The organism is Paenibacillus sp. FSL K6-1230 (assembly GCF_038002385.1).
GTDB classification, from domain to species: Bacteria; Bacillota; Bacilli; order Paenibacillales; family Paenibacillaceae; genus Paenibacillus; species Paenibacillus massiliensis.
Window position 1 is genome coordinate 3412489 of the sequence record NZ_JBBOCK010000001.1, and the last position, 23701, is coordinate 3436189.

A 23701-nucleotide genomic window follows, 5' to 3' on the forward strand; every position below is an offset into this window, starting at 1 on the left:
GATCAGCATGACCTCTCTTTCCTATCAATATTTCGTCTGATTATGGTATACTGCAATGGCTTGTGAGACCAAAGCTGAGCTAACTGGTCAAGTGTCATAATCTTCAAACCAACTCACTCCTTAAATGTAGTCCTCCGGACGAAAATCCCGAATGAAGTCCACTGCGTCATCAAAGTCAATTCGTCTGATATGGCTGTATTTCACCACCTCAAACCGACTCTTGAGTTTACTCCAGACCATTCTCCGATACCGACCGACAGTATCTTTGAACTTGCCATCAGTCTCTTTGTAACGATCCTTTGTTAGAGCAATCGACTTTTGATGGACAAGAGTCTGCAATTGATAGCATTCCGCGTCAATAAGCGTAACGCTGTCCCTGACCTCCTGAACCATCATCTGTACTTCTTCAACCTTTTCCGTTACGTCTAAATGCATTTGCTTGATCCCTTCTACCAAGCCGCGGATTGCCATCCCCTGAGCTTCAGTCAATTGCATCTGCTTCTCGACCACGGTCAGAAAATCAGTCTGTTGATTAGAACTAATAAGTGTCATTTCTCTACCACCTTCCTAGAATTAATAGCAGGCCGCAGCTGCTCAATAAAGGATTCCAACATATCAAGGCTCTCTGATAAACGCTTCTTCTCAGAACTGCTCGCGCCTGAAATGGCCCCAAGCATAAATGAAGTAATTCCAACCTTCTGAAGAAACTGCTTTACATGAATGCTGACCTGTATCGTATTGCTGTCAGCTTCGAAACGAAGTTTCTTCATTTGGGCCGCTGCCTGCTGATCGTCAAAATCATCAGGCTGCTGAAGCTTGATTGTCTCCAGTTCTTCTTTAGCCCTTTGATAGCCCATTTTAAGCTCGTCCACTTTCACGCGTTCGGATTCCAAGTCTTGTTCCAGTTTGGACTTCCAGTAATCATCCCGTTCCTTAATCTTTGCAGCAGCCTCTTGATCCTTCTTCTGAAGGAAGACGTTTGTCTCTTCCTCATGACGTTCAACGGCAGCAGCAACGGCCTCTTCCAATTGATTTGCCGGAACAGCATCCTTGTATTGTTTCTGCAGGGCGCTTCTTTCTTGTTCTGCTTGCCTAGCTCTCTCCTCCGCCTCACGAACAGCAGCCTCCAAACGCTCCTTCGTCTCGACGTAAGCCCTATGCGTGCTTATTAATCCTTCGTCAAGCTGCTGAATGATTTCTGGTGTGGCATTATCTTTGATGTATTTGGCCTTGTCATACTGTCGACCTGATCCAAAACCTGCTTGATCCGCTACAATGTCTCGTACCTGCCCAGATGGTTGGTCAGGCAAATTCTCCTTACCTGCCATCCGTTCTTTTGCCTTGATACGCTCGACCTCTTCCAAGCGCCGTGCCCAGTCCACTCTTTCGGAAAAAGTGAACTCCTTGCGGTGCTCATTCTCAGAGATCTCAAGGCGGAGCTGGTGTTCGAAATCTTCAATTTCCATGACCCTGACTGTTACTTCTTCACGGCCCAGGAATTGATGCGCACGCAATCGACGCTCTCCAGCTATTAACTGATAGTCTGGGGTCACCAGTATTGGATTGATTAGTCCATTTTGTTCAATATCTCGCGCAAGCTCTTCAATGCCACCGAAATCTTTACGGATTCTGTCATTGACTTTGATTAAGTTAATGTCTATTTGCAATACATATCCCTCCTCTAACTCTTTATTTAGGTTGATCCGCTAACCAGTTCTCCAAAAAATTGCGAGTCTCCCTAGCAGGAAAGTACCATTTACTGCCTACTTTCCGTTTCGGAAAATCAGGATGAAAGAAAAACTGTTCCTGAATAAAATTCCAACTCATGCAAGTACGTCGCTTTAACTCAGTTGCATCCCAGAACACATACTCAACGTCAGCTTCTTTTAGAACTTCAACTATTTTCTGTTTAATTAGCTGAAGCGCTTCTTTTTCATTTACACTGACTGTTAACACCTTCTATCACCGCCTTCTCTTGCTAGTATGCTTTTGTTTAGTTCTTGGCACATAATCTCCGGCGGGTTAATCCAAGAAGTAATCAATAGACACCCCGAAGTAGTCTGCGATCACTTTGATTTTGTCAAGCTTCGGGGTATAATTTCCGACTTTCCAATTGGATAAAGTAGATGTGGATACACCAGTATCTTTAGACACCTGATAGGGTGTTTTTTTTGACTCGATCAATAGCTCTTGAAACTTTTCGTACACTGAAGTAACCTCCTTTCACACAGACCTGTTGACACATAGCTAAGTTTTCTTATATAATCCATAGTGCGACCTAAGTTATAAAAGAAATCTTAGTCTTATTTTGATTTAACTTAGTATTCTAAGTTATGTTTGTATGTTAGCATAGCTATCTAAGTTAGTCAACCTAAATAGGCTTAGTTTTCTGACTTTATTTTGTGATCAAAAAAAGTGGAGGAAAACTTAATGTATGAAATATTTGAAAAGCTATTAAAAGAACGTAACGTCACAGCTTATCGTGTTGCAAAAGAAACCGGAATCACGACAGCCACACTTACCAGTTGGAAACAAGGTAAATATACGCCTAAACAGGAAAAGCTCCAGAAAATTGCCGACTACTTTGGTGTTAGCCTTGACTTTCTCTTAGGTACGGCTGAAAGTGATAAATCTACAGAAGAACTTCAGTACCCTGAGTGGGCTACACCAAAGGATGTACGCGACTTCAAGACAATCTTAGAAGAAGATCAGCCAGTAATGTTTGACGGTATTCCGATCTCAGAAGACGATAAAGAAAAAATAAAGCGAGTTATGGAAGCTATGTTTTGGGACGCAAAAAAGAAGAATAAAGAAACTTACGGTCGCAAAAAATCCGAGGACTAATCTATGGACCAAATCGTTCAGAGACTTGTACGAAGATTCAAAACTAACTGCCCTTTTCAAATTGCAGAAGGACTTAATATTCAAATTTGGCAGTGCGACCTTGGAGAAAACACACGCGGTATGTACTATCGCAAACTTCGACGCCGTTTCATTGCAATACATTCAGGATTAAGTGAACCTTGGCAGAAATTTATCTGCGCCCATGAGCTGGCACATGACCGACTACACCCCGGCATCAGTAGATTCTTTTTGGATGAGAGGTCATTTTCTAACACCGGGAAATATGAAAAGCAGGCAAATCAATTTGCCGTTAAGCTGCTCACTTCTTCGGCCACTCCAGAAACAGGAGAGACAAAAGAACAGTTTTTGCGTCGGTGTTCTATCCCATCTGAACTACATATATTCCTATCTTAACTTGCGCTTCCACCGCTGCAAAGCGGTTTAACATATACAAAAACAGGAACACACGTTCTTTCGGAGGGTTAATAATGGCTAATTACAAAAAGTTGAAAAGTGGATGGAGATATCGGTTAAAATACACCGACCCTTTCACACGGGAGCAACGGGAAAAATCAGATTCGGGCTTTAGAACTAAACCTGAAGCTGAGTTAGCAGCTGCCGATTTCTTAAAAAAACTTCAGCAAGGCTATGAGCAGACTGACGTGACCTTAGTGGACTTTATTCGCAACTGGATTGACAAATATAAGAAAGGTGTTGTACGAAAAAATACAATTAGGCAGCATGAAAACAATTTAAATACACACATTAAGCCCTACTTTAAGATGTTGATGCTTAAGAATTTAAAGCCAGATATGTATCAGGATTTCTTGGACCACTGTCTCGGAAAGGGATTGAGTCGGAGAACTGTAGAAATAATTAACACAACGGTATACGGGGCGATGGAACGCGCAGTTATACAAGGTAAATTAGAGCGAAACCCTTGTATGGGTTCTGTTATCAAAGGCGATAAAAAGAAGAGTTCTGTTGAATTCATTGACTCGGGGGACATACCTAAGTTTCTGCACACCGCGAGGAGTTATGGTTATATACACTGGATATTTTATAAGACACTGATAGAAACAGGTATGCGAAAAGGGGAAGCGGCAGCTCTAAAGTGGTCCGATATTAACTTTGATGAAAAAACGATCCATATCGACGAAACTCTTGATTTTCAACCTGATGAAGAGGACGAGTTGTTTGGTGATACCAAAACCTTCAGGTCAACACGCACGATCGCATTCAGCACTACACTTACTAATGATCTTAAGTACCATCGTGATTGGCAAGATCAAAACAAGGCTAATTTAGGCGAATCTATGTATAGGTATGACCTGGATCTAGTTCTATGTCGCAACGATGGGAAACCTATGCCCAAGTCAACTCTGTTTAACTCATTCAAGGCTATTTTAAAACGGGCAGAACTGCATGACGATTTACGTATCCACTCTCTCCGTCACACTTACGCTGTACTCATGCTTGAAGCAGGTGCAGACATTAAGTTTGTGCAGGAGCAGCTGGGTCACGGGAGCGTGCAAATTACATCTGACGTGTATGCTCATATTTCAAAAAAGCTGGAGAAGCGCAGCATGGATAAATATGAACAGTACACGGCCTCTATTCTCGGTTCAGATTTGGGGGATAAAAGGGGGATGCCTCAGAAGAATTAACGCTCCCTTCTAAAACATCCCCCGAATTAATCCTCAAAAATCCTTGTTACTACAGCATTCTTACTCTTAATACAAGGACAGATATTGATCGCGTTCCCATTGGTGAACTTGAGTTCTATACATGTCCCATTCAATTTCCTTAAGCTCATAGAAATATGCGAGCGCGTGATCTCCCAGCGCACTTGCAATTACTTCACTACGCAGTAGCTCGCCGAGCGCTTCCTTCAGATCTGCAGGCAGGCTTGCAATGCCTTCCTCCACCAGTTCTTCCTCTGTCATGACGTAAATGTTACGGTCAATCGGAGCTGGCAATGTCAATTGACGCTTAATGCCATCCAGACCTGCTCTCAGCATTACAGCCAGTGCCAGATAAGGGTTAGCAGCCGGATCTGGGTTACGAACCTCAATCCGAGTGCTCAAACCGCGAGATGCCGGAATTCGAATCATCGGGCTACGGTTGCTAGCAGACCATGCCACATAGGAAGGAGCTTCATAGCCTGGTACAAGACGCTTGTACGAGTTCACAGTAGGATTCGTAATTGCCGCCATCGCACGAGCGTGCTTCAACACTCCTGCCATATAATAGCGTGCTGTCTGGCTCAAGCCAAGCGTATCGCTTTCATCATAGAATACATTAGTGTCGCCTTGGAACAAGGATTGGTGACAGTGCATTCCTGAGCCGTTCATGCCAAACAATGGCTTAGGCATAAATGTAGCGTGCAGGCCATGCTGTCTCGCGATAGTCTTCACGACCAGTTTGAACGTCTGGATCTGATCCGCAGCCTTGATAGCGTCTGCATATTTAAAATCGATTTCATGCTGGCCTGGTGCCACTTCGTGGTGGGAAGCCTCAATCTCGAAGCCCATCTCTTCCAGTGTCAGAACGATCTCGCGACGGCAATTCTCGCCCAGATCCGTCGGAGCCAGATCGAAGTATCCACCCTGGTCATTCAATTCTTCTGTTGGATTGCCCTTCTCATCTGTCTTGAACAGGAAGAACTCAGGCTCAGGTCCAACATTCATGGAAGAGTAGCCCATTTCTTCGGCTTCCTTCAACACTTTCTTCAAGATCCCACGTGGATCTCCAGCGAACGGCTCACCATTAGGCATATAAATATCACAGATTAGACGCGCCACGCGGTTTTGCGTAACCCAAGGGAAAATCACCCATGTATCTAGATCTGGATACAGATACATATCAGATTCCTCAATGCGGACATAGCCTTCAATCGAAGAACCATCAAACATCATTTTGTTATCCAGTGCCTTCTCAAGCTGACTCAGAGGAATCTCTACATTCTTAATGGTACCAAGCAAATCCGTGAACTGCAGACGAATAAAACGAACGTTTTCTTCCTTGGCAATACGGAGAATGTCTTCTTTGCTGTAACTCAATGTAACCTCTCCTTTTCTCTCTTATCATGTAATGGAGTATAATAGCTAATTATTTATTAAAAAACCTGGACAGCTCACCCTGAATCATGGAGACCTGACCTGGTCTCTTCCCTGCAACGAGCTGCTGCTTCAGCAAACGGTGCAGCTGCGTATCTGACAGCTCCCGACGCTTGACCTCAGTATCAGCCGTAATTACCGTTGCTTCCTCAGATTCTTTGGAGACAGGGTTCATTACCTGCTTAATGCCTGCGATATTAACCCCTTTCTCAATCAGTGCTTTGATTTCAAGCAAGCGCTCTACATCATTGAATGAGAAAAGGCGCTGATTACCGGACGTACGTGCCGGAACAATCAGACTGTGCTGTTCATAATAACGAATCTGCCTCGCTGACAGATCTGTCAGCTTCATAACGATTCCGATTGGAAATAAGGCCATATTTCTGCGAATTTCGTCACCCATCGTTCATCAACCTTCCAGTGATCTTTTCTTCACCTCATTGTACATTTATCTGATGTAAAATGTCAATGATATGTTAGGTAAACTCACAGTAAATTGCGATCCTTCATCGTTTGCAGTGCCATTAGAACACCAAATTTGACGTGGGAATAGGTAAGTCCTCCTTGCATATAACCGATATAAGGCGCTCTAATCGGCGCATCCGCGGATAGTTCCAGGCTACCTCCCTGAATAAAGGTCCCTGCCGCCATAATGACAGGATGCTCATAGCCAGGCATGTCCCAAGGCTCCGGCACCACATGACTATCCACAGCTGCAGCACGTTGTATCCCCTGTACGAATGCAATGAGATGCTCAGCACCTGTGAAAGAAACAGCCTGGATGAGGTCAGTCCTTTGCTCCTGCCAGCCTGGTTTGGATTCGAAGCCCACTTCCTCGAACACAGCTGCTGCGAAAACACTTCCCTTTACAGCTTGCCCGACTAAGGTAGGCGCCAAAAACAAACCCTGATAAATATGTCTCGTGGTCCCCAGCATAGCCCCAACCTCTGAACCAATCCCTGGTGCAGTCAAACGATAAGCCGCCAGCTCCACATATTCCTTTTTACCACATATGTAGCCTCCGGTCTCTGCTATTCCGCCCCCCGGATTTTTAATTAACGAGCCCGCCATCAGATCGGCACCAACATCCGTAGGCTCTTGCTTCTCCGTAAATTCTCCATAACAGTTATCTACGAAGACTACAACGTCTGGTTTCATTTCCTTCACCTGCTGAATCATCTCAGCAATCTGAGCCACTGTGAAGGACGCCCGCCAGTCATAGCCCCGTGAACGCTGAATACCGATGACCTTTGTTGCCGGGCTGATCGCCTGCTGTACGGCTGACCAGTCAATCTCGCCATCTGCCTGAAGAGCCACTTCCCGATAACGAATTCCGAAGTCTGCAAGTGAGCCCGTTCCGTCATTCTCGTGACCAATAACCTTGTGTAAAGTGTCATATGGACGCCCCGTAATGTACAGCAGCTCATCGCCAGGACGGAGCACACCGAACAACGCTGTTGCAATTGTATGCGTGCCAGATGCAAAGTGCGGTCTAACTAGGGCAGCTTCTGCCCCGAATACATCCGCATACACAAGGTCGAGCACCTCTCGCCCACGATCGTTATACGCATAACCCGTCGAATTAGCAAAATGAAAATCACTCACCTGATGCCGTTGGAACGCCTCAATGACCTTCCACTGATTCAGGTCCACAATGCTGTCAATCTCCCGTAATCTCCCCTGAATCTTCTCCTCTACCCGTTCCTTAACCTGTTCAATCTCTGGTGAAAAATGAACCATCCTTAACCTCAATCCCCTTTTTGTCCCTCAAGCTGACGAATAGTATACCTCTTCATGTCATTTTCTTGACAGTCTATATTGTAAATAACTTTCATTTCATGTTATGCCATTGTAAATTCTCGCAAAGCATAGCCGTATTTTTCATACTCGCTTTTCTGCAATCGAACCTCATATATCACATCATTCTCTTCATATTCCGTCCGAATGACATCCCCAACGCGATAGATGACCGACGTCAGATCTCCTCGCTCCGCTGGAATTTTGTACACAATGGTATCCCCAGTAAGATGCTCCTGAATCATCTCCCGAACCTTCAACAAATCCGCTTCATCAAAAGCACTTAGCTTCACGTATTCAGGACCTGCCGGAAGCATTTCCAGCTGCTCAGGTGAGCAAGCATCCTTCTTGTTGAACAACACCAGCTGCGGTTTGTCTGCTGCACCCAGATCCTGCAGGATGTTCTGTACCACCTTCATCTGATCATCTCTCATGTCAGACGAAGCATCCACCACATGGAGAATCAGATTCGCCTCATTAACCTCTTCTAGCGTCGCCCGAAATGCGGCCACCAAGTCATGTGGAAGGTTCTGAATGAATCCAACGGTGTCCGTCAGTACAATTTCTTTTCCACTTGGCAGTTCCATATTTCGAGAAGTCGGATCAAGCGTAGCAAAAAGCTGATTCTCAATATATACATCCGCAGCAGTCAGCTGCTTGAGTAATGTTGATTTCCCTGCATTTGTGTACCCCACCAGTGCCACCTGAATGACTCCGCTTTTTTGCCTTCTCTCTCGATGCAGCCGGCGATGCCGTGTAACCTCTTCCAATTGACGCTTTAACTCCCCGATCCGGTCACGAATATGACGTCGGTCTGTCTCCAGCTTGCTTTCACCAGGCCCCCGTGTTCCAATTCCCCCTCCAAGTCTGGAGAGGTTTTTACCTTGTCCCGACAGACGCGGCAGCAGGTAGGAGAGCTGGGCAAGCTCAACCTGTATGATCCCCTCACGCGTGTTGGCCCGCTGCGCGAATATATCCAATATGAGCTGCGTACGATCAATGATCTTGAGGTCCAGACTTTCCTCCAGATTTCGCACCTGGGCACCGGACAGCTCCTGATCAAAGATGGCCGTAGTCGCACCAAGTGTATCCGCAATGGCCCGCAGCTCCTCCACTTTCCCTTTACCGATGAACCATTTTGTATCCCTTGTCTCCCGGTTTTGGCTCATTACACTTAATACTTCTACCCCCGCCGTCTCCGCCAGCTTCACCAGCTCATCCAGAGAATATTGGGGATCGACACCAGTACGCTTCACTTCATCCGTGATCAGGCTGACCAGGACTGCACGATCCTTAATATCTGTTTGTGTGTCAAAAGTTTGGTTGCTCATCTATGCTTGTTCAGCTCCTCTTGCTGCAATGTTCGTTTCAATTTCAATATCCGCGCAGAAACCGACCTTATCCAGGTCGGCTCAGGCTTTAGAGATATGATTTTTATTTTGGCACGCTTGACCCATTTCTGACCCTCATACATCCTATACATCGGTCATATTACTCCGTTTAATGATACTACACAGTTACAGCAAATTATTACTATTACCTTGAGATTATTAACTGTATCCTTATTACTCATACGCCCAATCACTACTGTATTCATAGAACACTTGTGCCCAAACCCTTATTATCGCCTAATCGTTGGATATTTTCAAATCCTCCGGACGTAGCGTCATCAATTCCAGCTTGCCGGGCTGACCGCTAGCATACTGATTCAATAATCGAACCGCTTGATGACGAATAGAACGTTCAATGACATTGCGAACATAGCGCGCATTACTGAACGCGTGGAGACTTTCCTGCTTTGCAGACATTAAATGCTGCTTCATTTTTAGTATGCTTTGGGGGAGCAAAATATAATCCCGATCCTTGGCCATCAGCTCACAGATTTGAATCAACTGGTCCACTGTATAATCTGGGAATTCCATTTGAATGGGAAAACGCGAAGGTAATCCGGGATTCGTATGCAGAAAGAAATCCATCTCCCCGGAGTAGCCTGCCAGGATCAGAATAAACTGATTTTTCTGATCCTCCATCGCTTTTACCAAGGTGTCAATGGCTTCCTTGCCAAAATCCTTTTCTCCGCCCCGCGCCAAGCTATAGGCTTCATCCACAAACAATATGCCGCCCATGGCTTTCTTCACTAAATCACGGGTCTTCTGAGCTGTATGCCCGATATATTCCCCAACCAGGTCCGCACGCTCCGCTTCAATCAGATGCCCCTTGGATAATACACCAAGCCGCTGCATCATCTTGGCAACGATCCGGGCCACCGTCGTCTTTCCCGTGCCTGGGTTACCTTTGAATATCATATGATAGACGTGTGCATCGCTCAGCAGTCCTGCGTCTGCACGCATATGCGCAATTTGCAAGAAAGCATAAATTTCAAACACCAGTTCTTTGATGTTATCCAGACCAACGAGCTGATCCAGCTCTTTGCGGATCTCCTGATACAGAGCATGCTGTGGCAATTCCTTGGCAGGTAGCGCTGCAGCAGCAGCTTCTATAGAATTCTGAGGCTCCTGGCTGCGTATTACGACATTGATCTGCCTGGAAGGCCGTTCCGCAGCTTGTTTACCTGCTGCCATTCCCCGTCCGTTCATGCATCCATCACCTCGACATTTGATCGGGTACCGTCCCTTTAATCAATGTATTCAGTGGTGCATGTCCATATTAGCAGTTTTGTTCATGACATGAGGCAGGGCGCAGCCGATTCAGGCTCGCACCACCTATGATCCAAGAAAACATAAGTTCAGACAGCTAGCAACATGCGCTGAAGGGTCCATTTCGCATAAGCCAGCACCTCTCGTCCCTGATGCACGATCGGAGAAAGAACCTCTGTATCGGTAAGAGATAATTGTGGATTCTTATAATCAAGGGCACGCGCAATCTCCATGGCTCTGGGACCGTGGTAAGTATGCGTGACGATAATGGCCGTCCTATAGCCATGGTCTTTCATAATCTGCTGACTCAGCAGTAAATTCTCATACGTACTGGTCGCATCATTTTCAAGTAGGATATGCTCCTCAGGAATGCCATGCTGGATCAAATATCGTTGCATCCCTTCTGCTTCTGTATAGCGAAATGACGGATCATCCAGACCACCACTTACAATCAGCCTCGGAACCTGTCCACTCTCATATAGCAGCCTGGCCTCTTCTAGCCGTTCCTTCAGACCAGGGCTGGGAGCATCTCCCCACATTGACGCTCCCAGCACGATCCCTACATCCGCAGTCACAAGATTTGCTGTGCTCTCAGCCGTGTTCATTCTCCAGATGAAGCTGCTGGCCCACAATGCACCGCCAAGGAGAATGATCACAAAAATAATACGCCAGCGCTTGGTGCGCGGCCTCGTAGGGGATGGTTCACTTACGTTAACTATGGAGGAGCTGTGCTTGCGCAATAAGTTCTTCATTGCCTCCTCCTGAACTCTCCATTGTGAAACCACTCCGCACGATGCTGAAGCGACATCTTGAAATAAGGAAAGACATGTGCATCAATGGCCTTGAGCAGGTCGGCAGCGGTGCGCTCCGCAAGAGCAGCATCTTCTGCAGAGATATGTCCCTTCTCAAGGGCCTCCTCCAGTTCATCTTCGTCTACCAAAAAAATCTCGCCATTGCTCAGGACAACCACATCCAGGTACAGATCATCAAACCAGGGAACCCCCTGATCCGTGACTCCTTGACCGCGGCAGGTATCAATATACCATTCAACAATCTGTTGCTTATCATCGAACATCGCCGTTACTACATAATGCTCATCTTTAGGATAATATTGCAGCCAAGAATAGCCTTTGTCTGCAATACAGAACGTATGACTGCCATACGTCTTCCATAATGGCTCCTTCAAGTTCAGCATTGTGTATAGAGTCACGTACCCGGTGAACGCTTCACTCTGAATATACCGACAGGTGAATTTGCGATTCGTAATGCGGCGCCAATTCGCTCGGTCTCCAAATTTACGCTTCATATAGACGTTCCTCTCCAACATTGGTACCTCAAGCTTACCATATTTGCACAATACACTCAAAGCGGACGCTTGTCACAAAAAAGAAGGCTACTAGGTATAAGTACCTTAGTAGCCTTCCTATCTTCGACTTCATAGTTCAACTTAGCCCCCGAAGCCATTCCCCTGATTCCCATTTCCGTTACTTCTTCCGTTACCATTACCATTTCCGTGATTGCCGCTATTCTCTAGCCCGGGACTGACCGTTGCATCCGGAGTCCCCTGAACAGGCTCATTGGATGGATTCGTGCTCCCCGGGTCTACTGGAGGAATCTCTTGCTGATCACTTGGAACCTCGCTATCGGAACCAGGAGTCACAGGATCAGTCCCATTCGTACCCCCTGGCTGATCTACACCAGTTCCGCCTCCGTTATTCGGGTCCTCAGGCACTCCCGGCCACTCCGGGTTACCAGGCTGTGTTCCATCACCTGGAATAGGGTTCTCAGGGTCCGGTTCGAGATCACCAGGCTGCTCCTGTGCAGGTGGTTCAGCAGCTGTAATCTGAACGCGAACCGTATTGGACGGATCAGACTCATTGCCTTGCGCATCGTAAGCGACGACATAGTAATCAAAGGTCATACCCTCAGGTACATCAATATCCTCTGTATTGGTAACTGACAATCCCTCAATAATCCCCCGGAAATCCGATTCGGTCTCAGCCTTCCGGTAGACACGGTATTGTACCTGCTCCGTCTCGGACGAATTCCAAGACAGGTTGACAATTTGTGTCTCAGGGCGATAATCTGCCGCAAGTCCGCTAACCGGGGACACCAGCGGCTCTTCTACCACGGGTTCCGGCGGCTCCAGTCCATCCGGCTTCTCGAAGGAAGTCACTGGATGACCTTTGAGCGCCTCGCTCATGACACGACCGAAGAACTGGGCTGTCAGACCACTACTGTTCTTGAGCATATGGTTACGGTCAGGTTGATCATACCCCATCCACACAGCTCCCGTGTATTCAGGTGTGTAACCGACGAACCATACATCCCGGTTGCCGCTATTGCCCGAAATGCCACTTTGAGTTGTACCAGTCTTACCTGCAACTGGCCAATCAATCTTAGCTCTTCTGCCTGTGCCTGTATTCACGACATCCTGCATCATCTCAGTCATGTAGTAAGCCGTTGCTGGAGACATGACCTCGGTCAGGCTCGATTCATGCTTATAGCGCACAGAGTCAGAGCTATCCCGTATTTCCTTAATGGCATAAGCGGGCTGATATTTCCCCTTATTGGCAAATGCGCTGTACGCCTGCGCCATTTCGAGGGTGTTGGTCCCTTTCTCCATACCGCCCAAGGCGATGGCCAAGGTCTTATCATTTTCGCCCATTTGAATTCCCAGCTTCTGGGCGAACGTATAGCCTGTGTTCACACCAATTTCATTCAACAGCCATACCGCTGGAATATTTTCCGATTTGGTAATGGCTTCCTTCATACCTACAGTTGACGAGTATCCATGAAGGTTCTTCGGACAATAGTTACCGAAGCACTGCTTCTCATTGTTCAGCAGGGAGTTGGAATTGAACTTGCCTGTCTCCAGTGCAGGTGCATAGGAGACGATCGGCTTCAATGCCGAACCAGGCTGTCTGCGAACACTTGTAGCCCGATTCAGATTACCACGCTGATAGTCACGCCCCCCTAGAATAGCAGCCAGAGAACCGTTCTGATTATTCATAATAACCATGGAGCCCTGTACAGGCTGCTCGTCCCTGCTCTTCTCGAACAAATCATCGTCCTTGAAGGCCTTTTCCAGCGCAGTCTGCGCCTGGGCATCCATCGTCGTATAGATTTTGTATCCACCGACAGTCAGATCATCACGGGTAAGCCCCGTCACATCCTCTGCCTCGTCCAGAGCATATTCAATGAAAGGCTGGTATTTCTGCTCTCTTGCTGGAGGCTCGTATGCATAATCTACAGCCTTGGCCTCATCCATCTGCTCCTTGGTGATATAGCCTTGCTCCTGCATCAATGTAAGCACGACAGCTCTGCGATCCTTGGATTCTTGCGGATTCGACAATGGATTGTATTTGGATGGTCCTTTTGGCATTGCGGCCAATGTCGCCATCTCCCACAGCTCCAGCTGATTGAGGTCGCTCTTACCGAAGTAGTACTCCGATGCTGCCTTGATACCTACCCGCTGATGACCGAAGAAGATCCGGTTCAGGTACAGAGTCAGAATTTGATCCTTCTCCATGTCCCGTTCTAGTGCCATCGCAATGGAGACCTCGGTTGCTTTACGGAAAAAGGTTTTGTCCCGGGTTAGGAACAGGTTCTTGGCGAGCTGCTGCGTGATCGTACTACCACCCTCTACCGCAGCTCTTGCTACAACGTCCCGCACGGCCGCACGGCCGATGGCCCAAATATCGACGCCCTGATGCTCATAAAATCGTTTATCTTCAGTAGCTACGAACGCATCCTTCAATAGCTGAGGTATCTCATCCCCCTCGACGGGATCGCTTTTTTCGTATGATAGCTCTGTCATCAGCTTACCGTTTCGATCGTAGATCTCCGTAGGTGGATTCACCGTTACTTTGTCCAGGTTAGCCTGGTATAGCTTCTCCCCATTTACGGTCAAAAACAGATATCCGGCCAGTGCACAGAATACCGCAAAGGCTGTTGTAAAAAACAGCGTCCACATCACACGTTTGCCTGTAATCTTCTTTTTCTTAGCCTTCGGCTTCGGGTTGGCAGGTGTTCTGGGTCTGTTGCGATTTCCGGATCTGGACAATGAATCATTTGACATTACCCTGACTCCCTTTCGCTATACAAAATATGTCTCTCTCTCTGCTACTCCAATCCATGTCGATTAGCACAGACAATGACTTCCGAATGAAAAGAACAACCTTGTTTCAGGTTGCTCCGGATTCATTGTTATTCTTTTAAACGCAATGTGAAGCTAGAAAGTTTCAGAAATGACCTACTTATCCCTCGTTGCTGGAATCCTGCTGCTGCATCAAGGAGACATTGCGCTGTGGCGTGAAGGTCGAAATAGCGTGTTTGTAGATCATTTGCTGACGTCCATCGGAGTCGATAATAATTGTGAAATTGTCAAAGGCCTTAATAATCCCACGTACTTGGAATCCGTTCACCAGATACACAGTTACAGGAATCGTTTCTTTGCGCAGTTGGTTCAAGAACGTATCTTGGATGTTGATGGACTTGTTCATTTAGCCGTACCCCCAATTATCATTTGAGTTGTTCTGAAGTATATTCAAGGTCTGTCCCGTACTTTCCTGCAACAATGTCTCGGATTTTCCGAGATGTCTCTTGAACAGATGATGCGTGCGTGACATCAATCCATTCAATGTCCTTCATGTGCCGGAACCAGGAAAGCTGCCGTTTTGCAAAATGGCGGGTGTCTCTTTTGAGCAACGTAACTGCTGCATCCAGAGTCATCTCACCACGCAGGTAGGCTGAAATCTCCTTGTAGCCCAGTCCTTGCATGGATATTGCATCACTTCGCACACCACGCTCCATTAGCGCGGACACTTCTTCTACAAGCCCTTGCCTCAGCATACCGTCGATGCGGTCTTCAATACGTTTATATAGCATTTCCCTATCCATTGTCAAACCCACAATGCACAGATGATAAGGAGATTCCTTTGTTTGTGCCGCCAGAAGGGAGCTGTGCGTCTGACCGCTGACATGGTACACCTCAAGAGATCTGACCACTCGGCGAAGATCATTCGGGTGCAGTCGCTGTGCGCTCTCGGGATCAATTTCTGCCAGTTTGGCATGAAGGGCATCAGCACCATGTTGCTGCGCAAATTCTAGTTGCTCCTCCCGGAAAGCCTCATCAGCACCCACCTCGGAGAACTGATATTCATAACATACCGATTCTACATAGAGTCCCGTACCACCTACGATGAATGGAAGCTTGGCGCGACCTTGAATATCGTGAATCAGCCTTCGGCATTCCGCCTGAAATTCCGCCACAGAATAAGGGTACTCTGGCTCATGAATATCGATCAAATGGTGGGGAATGCCCTCCATCTCCGCTTCGGATATTTTCGCAGTACCGATGTCCATATGTCTGTAGACCTGCATGGAATCTCCGGATATAATCTCACAGCCGAAGGTCTTGGCCGTGTCGATGCTTGATTTGGTCTTGCCAACCGCTGTTGGGCCGACCAGCACCAATAGTGGTGGCTTATGTAGCGCTGTCAATGTTAATCACTCCGTACACTGTTTTCTTCTGTCCGCGTGTCTCCGCCTCAAAGCCAAGACGTCTGAACTCAGCACTGCTGCGTTTCTCCTTTAGAATAACCGTCTTTCTCGCTACCCGGCAAGCTTGCTGAATGCTGACTTCGCTCAGCGGATCTGGATTGGCGTAACTACGCAACGGACCGATGGAATCTGAGTCCAGCAAGGGATCTCGGAACATTGGATCAAAATAGACCACATCCGCGCTGCGATCCTCCAATTGGCTGAGCCATTCCAGATGCCCCGTATGGCGCACATCAATTCTCCGTAGCGCCTCATCAATCTCGGGTACACCCGACTGATACTCACTCATCCCTTCACGCAAAAGAGCATACACCGGGAAAGAGCTTTCCAGCGCAGTGACTTGTCCGGTGCGACCAGCTCCCATTGAGAGAACCAACGCATCGGAGCCCATACCCGCTGTGCAATCCAGGATCTGATCGCCTGGAGCCACTCTCGAGATGGTCAGCAGTGGATCTGATTCCTGCTTCAGCACGCGCTTGGCGCGAATGAGCCCCATGCTGGGATGGAACGACATGGGTGTTCGGCCCGGCCGAATCAGCCGTACAGCTTCGTGCAATATAACAAGCACGTCCACAGCTTCATGGACCTCCGCCAGCCTGGCGATGGACAAGCGCCCTCTTGGTGCATATTTGAGCTTATGCGTATACGCGAACTCCTCTGCTCGCGCAATGACCGCGGGGGAAGGGTTGTCCCCCGTAGTCACGATCATATCTTGAATTGGATTATAACTGCTCACTGGCATACTTCCTCGCTATATCTTGCTGAACTGTTGATATTGGCACATACTACATAACTCGCTTGAACATCTTCTCCAAATCATACGTCGAGAAGGAAATCACGATGGGGCGACCATGAGGACATGTATACGGCTGCTTACAGGCCGAAAGACGCTTCAGCAGCACATCCGCCTCCTGTAACGTAAGCTTCTGGTTAGCCTTAATGGAGGCTTTGCAGGAGCACATAATCGAGCTGGCCTCGCGCAGCTTGGCAAGGTCGATGGATTTTTCGTCAAGCACCCACTCTGCCATCTCTTCAATAACATCCTGCACCTCTCCCTTGGGTAACCAATAGGGATAAGAGGTTACGCGGAACGTCTGACCGCCGAAATGCTCCAAATGTACCCCAACCTGAGCGAACCAGCTCAAGCGGTCCTTAAGTTTGTCAGACTCCGATGGGGTGAATTCCAGCGTAATGGGCAAAAGCAGCTCCTGCGAGGCCTGCTCAGGCTTACCAAATTTCTCGTAATAGTACTCGTAATTAATACGCTCATGAGCCGCATGCTGATCAATCAGATACAGGCCACTATCATTTTGCGCAATCAGATAGGTTCCATGATGCTGACCAATGACACTGAGCTCAGGAAAAGCCGGAATTTCAGGTACAGATCCCGCTACCGATGATAGCTGCTCTGGTGTCCAGCTCATGGAAGCACGATTCGAACTGGACCCCCGACCTGACTGATAGCTCCCGGCTCCGCGGCTTGACGTCTCACGTACGATGCTTCCATTGCTATAAGCTGTCGGCGCCACGCTTGCATTCTTAACCACTGTACTCGAGGCCATCTTGGAAGTCGTTGAATCTTTTACTCCAGCTATACCTGAAGCATACTCCCTATTTTCCGGCTTCTTTACAGCATTTTGTGCAGCTGTCTGCTCTGTTAGGTCAGACTTGTCTGAATATGCCGATGCCGTATAGACATTGCCAGATTGGCCTGTGTCCTGCTTATTCATTGATGACAATGACTTGCCTCCATGCGCCGTATCTTCGGACTGTAATTCTGTTCTTGTGCTAAGTTGTTGACTTGACTCACCGCTGAGTTGCTCGCTGAGAGCCGATTCGGAGCTGGCTGCAGCATGCCTTCCTGACGTCTTGGAAGCCTGCTCAGGAATGGAATTGAACGCTCCCTCCTGTTTCGTAGCTTCAGCGATCACATCAGGTGCTGGGGCATCGAGTTCTTCGTCCTCAGCTACCAGATGTGTCTGGCTACTAGCTGCTGCCTGCTCGATCGTCACAACTTCGGAGGTCTGCTGTAACGCCGAAGACGAATCTGGCAAGGTACTCGCCCCCTGCTCTGCAGACCCGAAGCGAAACTGCTCTTGGATGAAGGCTCTGCTGGTAGGACTGCCAATCTCTCGCTTCACAGCCTTCGGAATCAGCACTTCCCGATGCAAAGCACTCCGTACAGCCTGCTCCACGAATTGATAGAGCTCGGGCTCCTTACTGAATCGCACCTCCAGCTTGGCGGGATGTACATTCACATCCACCAATGATGGATGCATGTCCAGACACAATACCGTAAGCGGATAACGGTTAATAGGCAGCAATGTATGGTAAGCCTTCAGCAAGGCTTGATTCAGACCGTAGCCACGAATATAACGACCATTCACAACGGTTGAGATGGCATTCCGACTGGAGCGAGTCCACTCGGGGCGGCTGACATAGCCATAGAGTCGGTAATCCAGACTTTCATCCTCTAGCGGAATCATAGCCTTTGCAGCGGCTGTACCGTAGACTGCGGCGATGACCTGCAGTAAGTCACCATTTCCCAGAGTCCTTAGCAACGTATTGCCGTTATGACGCAGCGTGAACGCAATCTCTGGATGTGATAAGGCCATACGATACAGCACATCCGAGATGTGGCCCAGCTCCGTCTGAATCGTCTTCATATATTTCAACCTGGCCGGAGTATTATAAAACAGCTCTCGCACTATGAAATCCGTTCCTTGCTGTGCAGCCGCTTCCTCATGGGTCACCAGCTTACCGCCTTCAATAACGATTCTGCGGGCCTTGCCATCATCTCCAGAGGCTGTCAGGAGTTCTACCTTGGATACGGCAGCTATACTTGGCAAAGCCTCTCCACGGAAGCCCAGACTCGTGATCTGGAAGAGATCCCGTCCGTGGATGATCTTGCTCGTCGCGTGTCGGTAGAAGGCTGTCTCCACATCCTCCGGGTCGATACCGCCACCGTTGTCAGTTACACGAATGCTCTGGAGGCCCCCTTCTTCCACGGATACTTCCACTCGAGTACTTCCCGCATCAATCGAATTCTCCAGTAACTCTTTGACTACGGATGCAGGGCGTTCCACGACCTCGCCAGCAGCAATCTGATTCGCGATATGCTCATCAAGCACTTTAATTCTAGCCATAGCATTACCTCCTTACAGCTCAGGCAGACTTATACAAACAGTAGCACAGCACCATGTTCGATTACGACAGCTCCGTAGCCCTCAGCTTCAGCTCATTTAGTAGCTGCATCGCTTGCAGAGGCGTCATATTCATAACATCCGCACGCTTGACCTGCTGGATAAATTGCTCCACAGCAGCATCTTCACGGGACACAGTCTTGACTGGTGTAATATCCTGTTCGCCAAAGAGCGAAAGTTGGTACACACCCTTGCCATCTGACTGCGGCGAATGTTCCTTTGCTATTGCTGCTATCTTTTCTTCTCGATCACTTTGCTGGTCCGGATGCTGAACATTAGATTGATCAGTGTACGTGTTATTGTCTCGGCTAATATGCTGATGAGGATGCTGATTCTGTGATTCATCTTGCCGAGCTTGTTGATGTGTAAACGGGCTGTTCCAGGTCTCGCTCGCTTTCATCTCGGACGTCACAGAGACTTCGCGCAACGCGAGCCCCTTCTCCGTCTCCTTCAGGTGACTATCACCTTCGGAAGGCTTATAAGCCTGTGCATCACGCTCCACACCAGCGGTCACCCGTGACGCAGCATCCTCAAAACCATCCAGAAGACCATTGGCACGCTCTATAATGGATCCAGGAAGGCCGGCCAGGCGAGCACAATAAATGCCATAGCTGCTGCTTGCAGCCCCCGCCACCAGCTTGCGCAGAAAATGAACCTTGTCCCCACTCTCCTGCACCGCCATAGAATAGTTGCGCAATGAATGAAGGCTCTCCTCCAGATGCGCCAGCTCGTGAAAATGAGTGGATACCAGTGCCTTACACCCGATATGGTCGTGCACATATTCAATAACAGCCTGAGCAATAGCCATCCCTTCACTAGTCGAGGTCCCACGTCCCAGCTCATCAATAATAATCAAGCTGCGTGGGGTGGCCTTTTCGGTCATGACCTGAATATCCGCCATCTCAACCATAAATGTGCTCTGACCACCAATCAAATCATCAGCAGCACCGATCCGTGTGAATATTCGATCCAGCAGAGGCACCTTGGCCTGCTCTGCTGGAACGAAACAGCCAATCTGAGCCATAATGCTGATCAGTGCGACCTGACGCATGTAGGTGCTCTTACCAGCCATATTTGGACCGGTAATCAGCAATATACGTGCCTTGTCCTCTTCCAGCCTGGTCGCATTAGCAATAAAGCCAACATCCTTCATTACCGCTTCCACGACTGGATGACGCCCCTGCTCCACAATTAGATCATAGCCATCGTTGATCTCAGGCTTAACGAATCCACGCTCACTGCTGACCGTCGCCATGGATTGATAGACATCCATCTCCGCAATTCGCTCCGCCAAGCTCTGCAGGCGGGGAATCTCTTCATTCAGTCTACTACGCAAGGCAGCAAACAAACTGTACTCCAGATCGACCATCTGATCCTGAGCTTCCAGAATCAGAGTCTCCTTCTCCTTCAGCTCTGGTGTTATGTACCGTTCTGCATTTGCCAGCGTCTGCTTCCGTTCATAACGTCCAGCTGGAAGAGAGGCCAGATTCGATTTGGTTACTTCTATATAATAGCCGAACACCTTGTTATAGCCGATCTTGAGAGAACGAATGCCTGTCGCTTCACGCTCCTTCGCCTCCAGCTCAGCAATCCACCGTTTGCCGTTCGTGCTTGCCTCCCTCAGCTCATCCAGCCGCTGATGATAGCCCTGCTTGATCATGCCACCTTCCCGCACCGATACAGGAGGTTCCTCCATGATAGCTTGTTCGATCTCCTGATACAGATCTGTACATGGGTCCAGATTGCTGGCAATCTGCTGCAATGTGATGGATGGTGAAGCAGCACACAGTTGCTGAAGCTCAGGAATGCGCTCCAGAGAAGCACGCAGCGCGATCAGATCACGGGCATTGGCACTGCCAAAGGCAATACGTCCCACCAGACGCTCCAGATCGTAGATCTCCTTCAATTGCTCACGGATATCCTCACGGAGAATGAACTGGTGATATAGCTTGTCCACGGCCTCCAGACGATCCTCTATCGCTTGCTTCGAGATTAGTGGCTTGTCAATCCAGCGTCGCAGCATCCGAGCTCCCATAGAGGTCTCGGTTCGATCAAGGAGCCACAGAAGCGAGCCTTTCTTGGAGCGCTCACGCACAGTCTCTACCAGTTCCAGATTCCGGCGGGTGAACGGGTCCAGAATCATGAAATGGTTCGGTTCATAGGATGAGATCTGGGTCAATTGACCTAAGGAGCGCTTTTGCGTCTCATGATAGTAAGCCACCAAGCGTGAGACGCACTGACGACGCTCCTCAGGCATACGGGCCCACACAGGCTCCCCGAATTGGCTTCGCACGAGATCGTCCTTGGATTTGTCCCACTCGGTATAGACGATCTTCCTGCTGGTAGGGAGCGTTCTAGAGGATATAAGTGTCAGCAGTCGAGCATCCCCGATAATCTCTGATGGCTCATAAATATTAATCTCATCCATCAGCCACTCCTCGGCGTACGGTACCGAAGTAACGTACAACTCACCAGTGGACAGATCACTCGCGCTTAGGGCCAACATCCCTGAAGCCTCTGTCACACATACAACGTAATTGTTGGCCCGATCGCCGAGGTTCTTCCCATCCATCACCGTTCCTGGTGTAATGACCCGTACGATTTCGCGCCGGACCATCCCTTTTGTCACAGAAGGGTCTTCCATTTGCTCACAGATCGCTACCTTATAGCCCTTCTCAATCAAGCGCTGAATATAGTTGTCTGCAGAATGGTAAGGCACTCCACACATAGGAATTTTGGCCTCGCCGCCTCCTTCACGTCCAGTCAGTGTTATCTCCAGCTCCTTGGAAGCCAGAACGGCATCATCAAAGAACATCTCATAGAAATCACCCAACCGAAAGAAAAGAAAAGCATCCTGCGCCTGTTCCTTAATCTGTAAATATTGCTGAATCATTGGCGTATAATTGGCCATGACAACCTCCAAAATTACATCAATCTGTATACTGTCTCCAATATTGCTATTCCAGCATTTTGCATAATTCGATTTTAAGCACTTTCGGATACAAATTATTGACAAATAAAATCAATTTGATCAATAAATTGCTGGATATAAGTCGTTTCTTGGATTTATGCAAAATGCCCTATATCATCTATTCGAACAATCCTAGAGGTTCATTATATCAAAAAAGCCAGCTCAAAACATGTCAACTGTTGCTAGCATGCTTCCGTTGTGTTCTCTTCCCTACGTAGGAAGCCGCCATAGAGGACGAATATCTCTCATCTCATCCCAATGACCGCCTGAACGCAGCTCCCGAAAGAGCGGTCCTGTAAAGGGCTCATAACGCTCATAATCTACCACCTTCTCCATCCCTTGCAGCAATGGTTCCAAGCAGGTATACAAGCGGTCACGATCAGCTGCATAAAATGCGGCGTGGATCTCTTCCTGGTCCAGTGGCCTGAGGTGTAACTCCTGATAATGCTCCGCAATCAGGTACGCTGCACCAATGACGCCTTTGGCCAGCAGGGGTGAAATCAGAAAGCTGGGCAAGGTCCGATACTCGAAGCCTCCATGCTCCTTCCGTCTGAAATCCCCCAAGATACCATACCGCGGGCGTCTCGCTGTGGATTTTGGGTCCTCCAAGGTGGCAATAGGTAAAGCCAGATAGTTATCCAATGCACGCAGTAGCTCTGCCTCTAGGCGTACACGGCTAAAATGCAGATGCCCCCCTAGAGGAAGACCTGGCTGTGGCATGGCACCAGCTCTCCACAATAAGGAACGATCCGTGATTCGAGAAGATGCTGCTGCAAGTGCCTTTCGTAAATGCCGCAGTAACCGTTCAGGCTCACTGCTGGGTGCGGGCCTGAGTTCTGCAATCGGAAAAAGTGTGCGCTCTCTTCTCGTCACCGCATCACATCCAGCTTCCCCCCACCGCTCCAGAAATCGTGAGGCAGGAACCACCTTCCCTTGGTCACGTCGGACCAAGATGAACTCCGGGTCCATTCCTACAAGGGCTCTCCCGTACCCGGCAATGTCACGTTCAGCCTTCTCCTGCGCATGAGCAGATTCCCTGGACTGATACATGCGTTGCAGACGTGAATCTTCCGTCCATGGCGCCTCCCTTACGGACCGCACCTCGTACCCTGCGTCCATGGCTGGCATCAGTATTACCTCACCGCTGTCCAATCCCAGTGTGTACAACGTTCGGACAGCCGCTCGCTCCAGCTTTTTCATCAAGACAGAACTTATCGACTCATCCTGCCCTTCCACGGCCATGATCCCCATACGTGCCGCAGTTCCTCGTCTGCTCACCTCGAGAAGCTCCAGCTCACGAATCAGCACAGCGTAGCCCAGCGCGAAGCCCTTCGTGCGGGATGGCTCCCAATTGGCTCGAATACCACTGCGCAAAAGACGTGCAAGCTTCTGCTGTTCGCTTAGCCCTGCATACAGAGAAGGATCTCCTAAAGTCTTCACCATTTGCTCAGCTCCCTCACTCGCGTCACGACCTCGTCTTGCCCCCTTTAATTCCTCTAAAAAATAAAAAGGAGGGCATCCGCCCTCTACTTAGCCGCTGTCGGC

At 48.5% G+C, this 23701-nt stretch carries 21 protein-coding genes; 3 read left to right on the top strand and 18 right to left on the bottom strand.

What is annotated here, in order from left to right; all coding sequences use genetic code 11:
* Positions 1-120 precede the first annotated feature (120 nt).
* The 4 genes from MKX74_RS14950 to MKX74_RS14965 all read right to left on the bottom strand — a co-directional run bounded on the left by MKX74_RS14950 (position 121) and on the right by MKX74_RS14965 (position 2208).
* Positions 121-552, bottom strand: coding sequence for an ORF6C domain-containing protein (locus MKX74_RS14950; RefSeq protein WP_341178979.1), 432 nt, complete (start codon positions 550-552; stop codon positions 121-123).
* Positions 549-1667 (bottom strand): ParB N-terminal domain-containing protein, encoded by a 1119-nt coding sequence (locus tag MKX74_RS14955; RefSeq protein WP_341178980.1) that lies wholly within the window; start codon positions 1665-1667, stop codon positions 549-551. The genes MKX74_RS14950 and MKX74_RS14955 overlap by 4 nt, the downstream gene beginning before the upstream one ends.
* Before the next feature lie 22 nt (positions 1668-1689).
* Complete coding sequence (locus tag MKX74_RS14960) at positions 1690-1956, bottom strand: group-specific protein (protein WP_341178981.1); 267 nt, start codon at positions 1954-1956, stop codon at positions 1690-1692.
* Between the two features lie 66 nt (positions 1957-2022).
* Positions 2023-2208, bottom strand: a complete 186-nt coding sequence (locus MKX74_RS14965) for a helix-turn-helix domain-containing protein (RefSeq protein WP_341178982.1) — start codon at positions 2206-2208, stop codon at positions 2023-2025.
* A gap of 222 nt (positions 2209-2430) precedes the next feature.
* Between MKX74_RS14965 and MKX74_RS14970 the strand changes: the two genes are divergently transcribed.
* The 3 genes from MKX74_RS14970 to MKX74_RS14980 all read left to right on the top strand — a co-directional run bounded on the left by MKX74_RS14970 (position 2431) and on the right by MKX74_RS14980 (position 4511).
* On the top strand, positions 2431-2844 hold the full coding sequence (locus MKX74_RS14970; RefSeq protein WP_341178983.1) for a helix-turn-helix domain-containing protein: 414 nt from the start codon (positions 2431-2433) through the stop codon (positions 2842-2844).
* Between the two features lie 3 nt (positions 2845-2847).
* Positions 2848-3258 (top strand): ImmA/IrrE family metallo-endopeptidase, encoded by a 411-nt coding sequence (locus MKX74_RS14975; protein WP_341178984.1) that lies wholly within the window; start codon positions 2848-2850, stop codon positions 3256-3258.
* Positions 3259-3332: 74 nt separating this feature from the next.
* Positions 3333-4511 (top strand): tyrosine-type recombinase/integrase, encoded by a 1179-nt coding sequence (locus MKX74_RS14980; protein ID WP_341178985.1) that lies wholly within the window; start codon positions 3333-3335, stop codon positions 4509-4511.
* A gap of 66 nt (positions 4512-4577) precedes the next feature.
* Here MKX74_RS14980 and glnA read toward each other — a convergent pair whose 3' ends face one another.
* From glnA to MKX74_RS15050, 14 genes are all read right to left on the bottom strand, one after another.
* Complete coding sequence (gene glnA / locus MKX74_RS14985) at positions 4578-5906, bottom strand: type I glutamate--ammonia ligase (RefSeq protein WP_018884261.1); 1329 nt, start codon at positions 5904-5906, stop codon at positions 4578-4580.
* 49 nt (positions 5907-5955) lie between these two features.
* Entirely contained in the window at positions 5956-6366 is a 411-nt protein-coding gene (locus MKX74_RS14990; protein ID WP_018884260.1) for a MerR family transcriptional regulator, read from the bottom strand.
* Positions 6367-6449: 83 nt separating this feature from the next.
* Positions 6450-7703, bottom strand: coding sequence for a methionine gamma-lyase family protein (locus MKX74_RS14995; protein ID WP_018884259.1), 1254 nt, complete (start codon positions 7701-7703; stop codon positions 6450-6452).
* A gap of 101 nt (positions 7704-7804) precedes the next feature.
* On the bottom strand, positions 7805-9091 hold the full coding sequence (gene hflX / locus MKX74_RS15000; protein WP_018884258.1) for a GTPase HflX: 1287 nt from the start codon (positions 9089-9091) through the stop codon (positions 7805-7807).
* 297 nt (positions 9092-9388) lie between these two features.
* The gene (locus MKX74_RS15005; RefSeq protein ID WP_018884257.1) at positions 9389-10357 is read right to left on the bottom strand and encodes an AAA family ATPase; all 969 of its coding nucleotides are present in this window, start codon (positions 10355-10357) and stop codon (positions 9389-9391) included.
* Positions 10358-10506: 149 nt separating this feature from the next.
* Positions 10507-11169, bottom strand: coding sequence for a YdcF family protein (locus MKX74_RS15010; protein ID WP_018884256.1), 663 nt, complete (start codon positions 11167-11169; stop codon positions 10507-10509).
* Complete coding sequence (locus MKX74_RS15015) at positions 11166-11723, bottom strand: DUF402 domain-containing protein (RefSeq protein ID WP_341178986.1); 558 nt, start codon at positions 11721-11723, stop codon at positions 11166-11168. The genes MKX74_RS15010 and MKX74_RS15015 overlap by 4 nt, the downstream gene beginning before the upstream one ends.
* Positions 11724-11864: 141 nt before the next feature.
* Positions 11865-14498, bottom strand: coding sequence for a PBP1A family penicillin-binding protein (locus tag MKX74_RS15020; RefSeq protein WP_341178987.1), 2634 nt, complete (start codon positions 14496-14498; stop codon positions 11865-11867).
* Positions 14499-14676: 178 nt separating this feature from the next.
* On the bottom strand, positions 14677-14922 hold the full coding sequence (gene hfq, locus MKX74_RS15025) for an RNA chaperone Hfq (protein WP_018884213.1): 246 nt from the start codon (positions 14920-14922) through the stop codon (positions 14677-14679).
* A gap of 19 nt (positions 14923-14941) precedes the next feature.
* Entirely contained in the window at positions 14942-15922 is a 981-nt protein-coding gene (gene miaA, locus MKX74_RS15030; protein WP_341178988.1) for a tRNA (adenosine(37)-N6)-dimethylallyltransferase MiaA, read from the bottom strand.
* Entirely contained in the window at positions 15906-16718 is an 813-nt protein-coding gene (locus MKX74_RS15035) for a class I SAM-dependent methyltransferase (RefSeq protein ID WP_445667273.1), read from the bottom strand. The genes miaA and MKX74_RS15035 overlap by 17 nt, the downstream gene beginning before the upstream one ends.
* Positions 16719-16767: 49 nt before the next feature.
* Positions 16768-19128: a DNA mismatch repair endonuclease MutL gene (gene mutL / locus MKX74_RS15040; RefSeq protein ID WP_341178989.1), complete on the bottom strand. Its 2361-nt coding sequence runs from the start codon at positions 19126-19128 to the stop codon at positions 16768-16770.
* A gap of 61 nt (positions 19129-19189) precedes the next feature.
* On the bottom strand, positions 19190-22096 hold the full coding sequence (mutS, locus tag MKX74_RS15045; protein WP_341178990.1) for a DNA mismatch repair protein MutS: 2907 nt from the start codon (positions 22094-22096) through the stop codon (positions 19190-19192).
* Between the two features lie 270 nt (positions 22097-22366).
* The gene (locus MKX74_RS15050) at positions 22367-23599 is read right to left on the bottom strand and encodes a putative amidoligase domain-containing protein (protein ID WP_341178991.1); all 1233 of its coding nucleotides are present in this window, start codon (positions 23597-23599) and stop codon (positions 22367-22369) included.
* Between the last annotated feature and the right edge of the window lie 102 nt (positions 23600-23701).

What these genes read in the sequence shown, in the direction of transcription:
- MKX74_RS15050 (WP_341178991.1), bottom strand. Translation starts at nt 23,599, where the DNA reads ATGGTGAAGACTTTAGGAGATCCTTCTCTGTATGCAGGGCTAAGCGAA.
- MKX74_RS15015 (WP_341178986.1), bottom strand. Translation starts at nt 11,723, where the DNA reads ATGAAGCGTAAATTTGGAGACCGAGCGAATTGGCGCCGCATTACGAAT.
- hflX (WP_018884258.1), bottom strand. Translation starts at nt 9,091, where the DNA reads ATGAGCAACCAAACTTTTGACACACAAACAGATATTAAGGATCGTGCA.
- MKX74_RS15010 (WP_018884256.1), bottom strand. Translation starts at nt 11,169, where the DNA reads ATGAAGAACTTATTGCGCAAGCACAGCTCCTCCATAGTTAACGTAAGT.
- hfq (WP_018884213.1), bottom strand. Translation starts at nt 14,922, where the DNA reads ATGAACAAGTCCATCAACATCCAAGATACGTTCTTGAACCAACTGCGC.
- MKX74_RS14970 (WP_341178983.1), top strand. Translation starts at nt 2,431, where the DNA reads ATGTATGAAATATTTGAAAAGCTATTAAAAGAACGTAACGTCACAGCT.
- MKX74_RS14990 (WP_018884260.1), bottom strand. Translation starts at nt 6,366, where the DNA reads ATGGGTGACGAAATTCGCAGAAATATGGCCTTATTTCCAATCGGAATC.
- mutL (WP_341178989.1), bottom strand. Translation starts at nt 19,128, where the DNA reads ATGGCTAGAATTAAAGTGCTTGATGAGCATATCGCGAATCAGATTGCT.
- MKX74_RS14975 (WP_341178984.1), top strand. Translation starts at nt 2,848, where the DNA reads ATGGACCAAATCGTTCAGAGACTTGTACGAAGATTCAAAACTAACTGC.
- MKX74_RS15020 (WP_341178987.1), bottom strand. Translation starts at nt 14,498, where the DNA reads ATGTCAAATGATTCATTGTCCAGATCCGGAAATCGCAACAGACCCAGA.
- MKX74_RS14950 (WP_341178979.1), bottom strand. Translation starts at nt 552, where the DNA reads ATGACACTTATTAGTTCTAATCAACAGACTGATTTTCTGACCGTGGTC.
- mutS (WP_341178990.1), bottom strand. Translation starts at nt 22,096, where the DNA reads ATGGCCAATTATACGCCAATGATTCAGCAATATTTACAGATTAAGGAA.
- MKX74_RS15005 (WP_018884257.1), bottom strand. Translation starts at nt 10,357, where the DNA reads ATGAACGGACGGGGAATGGCAGCAGGTAAACAAGCTGCGGAACGGCCT.
- MKX74_RS14995 (WP_018884259.1), bottom strand. Translation starts at nt 7,703, where the DNA reads ATGGTTCATTTTTCACCAGAGATTGAACAGGTTAAGGAACGGGTAGAG.
- MKX74_RS14980 (WP_341178985.1), top strand. Translation starts at nt 3,333, where the DNA reads ATGGCTAATTACAAAAAGTTGAAAAGTGGATGGAGATATCGGTTAAAA.